This is a genomic window from Candidatus Hydrogenedentota bacterium (genome assembly GCA_019695095.1).
GTDB lineage: Bacteria > Hydrogenedentota > Hydrogenedentia > Hydrogenedentales > SLHB01 > JAIBAQ01.
Genome location: JAIBAQ010000327.1, coordinates 1 through 3938, shown reverse-complemented (window position 1 = coordinate 3938; position 3938 = coordinate 1). Strand labels below are relative to the sequence as shown.

The window sequence follows — 3938 nt, the reverse complement described above, 5'->3', positions numbered from 1 at the left end:
CCCAAAATCTTCCGGAATGACTCCCTCCACGGAGACCCCTCGCTCCCGAAGCCGCTCCGCCAACCAGTTGGCCAAGGCTTGGCCATAACAGCCGGGATTGGTCTTCTCCTCTTCGCCCGGGATGGGTTTGAAGAAATCTGAGGTGAAGGTGACTTGAGGGCCAGTGCTCATAGGTTAAATACATGGTGCATAAAATTTACGCTGCAATCAGGGAGAATAACCACAGTCGCAAAGTTGTGTCGCATGCATGTGGAACGTGGTAGTTCGCGCCGCCAAAGTTGCCCCATGCAAGTAGGGAATCCCCATCGCCAGTCCGCCCCGCCGATCCGCGGCGCATGATCGCGAAGGACCTCTCTCATTGGGTCAAATGGGAAGCGGCATAGCCGCCCTCGATTTGGCTTAAGACCAGTCCTCGACGGTTGGGGGGCCTAACGCTCCGGTTCACGGGGAGATCGCTCAGCCTCGACCGTTGCAGATGATTGTTAAGCGCCATCTGGAGGTCCGAGCGCTCATCGCTCTTGACTACGCCAGCGCCTCACTATTTCGTCCACGTCAAGATCTGCCGGACCATCCTTCCAATTCTTAAAAAAATCAACATCATCGCTGTTAGGCGTAGGGTTCGGCCTGTCAAACTGAAGGCGTGTGGGCAGCGGAACTGCTTCCCCAAGCACGAGGGCCTCACCACGACCCAAGCCTGCGAGCACGCTGACCAAATCGCCCTCGCTCTCCGGGACGAGGCCACGCACATAGCCCTGATCGTCGGGGTTCGTGATTCGCAGACAAATAAACGTGCCGCACTGCGCGAGAACCGTCTCAGAGACCTCGTGGGGACGTTGGCTCACGATGGCAAGGCCAACCCCATACTTACGTCCTTCTTTCGCAATCCGCTCCATCGACTTGCGGGAACCTGCGAACTGACTTTCACTCGCACGCGGGATATAGGCGTGGGCCTCCTCGCACAGAAGGAGGATAGGAAATTCTCGGTATCGCGGGTTCCAATAGTTAAACTCGAACGCTAAGCGGCCGATCTGCGCCGCGACGGTGGGCCGCACGTCGAACGGGACCGAGGACAGATCGATCACTGTGACAGCGGCCTTCTGTGAGCCAAGTCCGACGAAATCCCGCAACATTCCAACTAGTGAAGCGGAGTTCGTTCGCGCTTTCGGTTTCAGAAGAAAGTCGTACCGCACATCGTTCATACGGCTTTCAAGGCGAACAAGGAAGCGGTCGAAGTCACCGAACATATCCCCCTGCTTTAGTCCTTTCGTTCCTTGGACCATCTCGGTGTTCTTCCCACGTATAGCGGCAACAAGTTCTTCCAGTGAGAAGAACACCGGAGTGTCAACAGTAACTCGGTTTAGGCCAAGTGGTGTCTTCTCTTTTTCACGGAGCAGGCGAAGCGTGTCACGAAAGAATGCGGTCTGGTTATGTGCTGCCTGTTCGGTGCGGTCAATCAACAAATCGCAGAGTTCCGCGTACGTCATCAACCAGTAGGGAATCTCCAGGTCTCTGGCGTCCACGTGGCGCACGATTGTTTCCTCAAAGGCATAGTGCCGGTTGCCGTCATCACGCTTCCAACAATACTCCCCGTGCAGGTCCAAGATAATGATGTGTGCACGTGGCATTACAGCTACTGCACGCTGAATGAGCGCGGCAACCGTCCACGACTTTCCAGCTCCGGTCTGCCCGAGAATGGCAAAATGTCGTCCGAACAGATTGGAAGGGTCGAGGCAGACCTTGAGCAACGGGTGCGTCGCGACCGTGCCCACCGAGAAACCCTTGGACTGGAAGCGGTCGAACATCTTGGCGATACCAGCAGACCCAATCGCATGCACCTCTGCACCCGTGGTCGGATACTGCCCCACACCCCGATCAAACTGCCCATCAGACTTGATGGAACCAATCGGGGTCAGGCGCGCGATCCTCTTTGCAAACGGCAGTCGTGCGGCATCTTCGCCCGGAGTCTCGATCGTTGGCGCGGCGAGTGCTTCCTGTTCGGTCATCCGAGTGACGATGGCGATGATGTGGACCGCGTTCTGCCGGATCGCGACGTAAGATCCAAGCTGGCCAACAGAGATGTCCTCATCGCCAATCGTGACAGTAGGCGCATGCCCCTGTTCGTCTTCGACTAGCGTCGCCATGAGCAGACTGCCCTGAACATCGACGACGTATCCGATTACAGTATTGGCTGGCGTGGGCATGGGTTAAATTTCCTTAGCAAGGCGTTCGAAACTCCAGAGATCGGCATGCCCCGCTCCGATATTTCCTTTGAAGGCGCAGCGATTCTCTGTAACAACAATGGTGTTGGTCTTCACACTCCATCGGTTCCAAACAAGATCCGTAAGAGCCTTCGTGAATATCAAAAGCGTGAAGTCCGTTCTTGCCAATGCAGATTCGATGATCGTATTGACGTGCTCATCGGCGAAGCCGTATCCCATGCAGACAAGCCGATTGATGGGAGCGGCGTTGTGGCACAAGCTCCCACGAAAAATGGACCAGAGCGCCGAGTACGGCGGTACCGTAGTATCGGCGGCCTTCCGGCGTTGAGGTGGAATCATGAGCCGCCTTGTAGCTATAGGCGGCTCCATGCCGAAGCTACACCTGCATACGCCATTGGTTGCACATTCGTACCATCCTAAAGACCCGTGGAGTTTGATTAGCTGGATGGGCTTTACCGTCTCATCTGACTGCCTCCCACGGTGCGAACCGCGGATTCGAAACACCCGCTCTTCGAAGACTGCCGGATCAAAGTAGCTTTGGTCCGCGCCATGAAATCCGTCAGCTAACCGAACTTTCACTTTCGCTGCGGCTCGCTCGACTAACGGATCATAGTTGAGGCTGAAGAGCTTCGTGAGCGGCTCCGCCCGCCGAGCGATTCGCCTAACAAACTCCACGTGCAGTTCCAGCGGCGGAGACATCGGCATGAACAGATTTGCGATAGCGTTCGTTACCAAGTAGCGATAGGGCGTGTCGGTCGCACCACCGTCATCAAGCAGGTCTAAAGCATGCTCGATGCCACTGGCGCCGCCATCAAGCTTGTCTTGGATGTCCTTGCGCTTGGCCACATCGGTGATGCTGTTTTTGATTTTATCCCATAGTTGAAAGGCGAGCGGATAACCGTCGTTATTGAGATTGGAGGAGCCCGCGCCGAGCAAGTAGCCTACACGCTGCGACTTGAGTTGCTGGGCAACCTTCGCCTCAAGTTCCGCCTTGAATTCGGACGCAGTGGTCATGCAGTAAAGACTGGGAGACAATAGTGCAAGAACGGCACAAGAACTTTTGCCGCCCTCCCGCAGCAGAAACAGACGCGGCAGATGTCTACGCCGAGCTTTCGAACCTGTCAAGTGGAACGCACAGAAATACCCACGCTGCCCCCACTCTGTCCGCATTTCCATGAATCGGCCACTTCTTTACGCCTAGGACTCTTCCTAGGGTCGCCTCTGCTATCGATGTGATACTTCACTCTTGTATCCATCAGGCGAACCCAGGGAGGCCCATTATGATGACAACACGCTTCGTACTGATCCCCGGTTTGCTCCTCACTCTCGCCGGCTGCATGACGGACGCTACCGTCGAGTTGACGAAGGCGCCGTTTGACGCAACGACTGACCTCACCGGCGGCACCTCCGGCGCGACGAGGGAATTCCTCGACCCCACCACGGAGTTTACGTCGAGCACCACACCGGGCGCTATGACGGACGGCCGCCTTCTCAGAGCTAAGGCAAAGGCCACAGTCTTCGCCACGCATACGCATGAGAATCTTCGCGTCGACATTGCCCGCGGTCAGGGAGAATATCTTGCGTCGCTGGCCAGCCTCACCGGCGTCTCTGCCGATCAGTGGACGGACCTTCAGGACAGCATGAGAAATGCTTATCCTGATCTTTTCAATGAGCAGATCTCAGCGGCGCATTCCAGCGAGCAAATCGTCGAGATCGCCT

3 protein-coding genes are annotated in these 3938 nt (G+C 56.3%); 1 reads left to right on the top strand and 2 read right to left on the bottom strand.

The annotated features are described in order from the left end of the window. Positions 1-509: 509 nt before the first annotated feature. Together K1Y02_25760 and K1Y02_25755 are read right to left on the bottom strand one after the other, a co-directional pair. Positions 510-2201, bottom strand: coding sequence for a DUF853 family protein (locus K1Y02_25760; GenBank protein MBX7259787.1), 1692 nt, complete (start codon positions 2199-2201; stop codon positions 510-512). A gap of 3 nt (positions 2202-2204) precedes the next feature. Beyond that, positions 2205-3233 carry an SIR2 family protein gene (locus K1Y02_25755; protein ID MBX7259786.1) on the bottom strand — a complete coding sequence of 343 codons (1029 nt, stop codon included), beginning with the start codon at positions 3231-3233 and terminating at the stop codon, positions 2205-2207. Between the two features lie 266 nt (positions 3234-3499). On the opposite strand from K1Y02_25755, the gene K1Y02_25750 reads away from it, so the two are divergent. Then, on the top strand, positions 3500-3938 hold a 439-nt coding region (locus tag K1Y02_25750), incomplete at its 3' end, for a DUF3015 domain-containing protein (GenBank protein ID MBX7259785.1).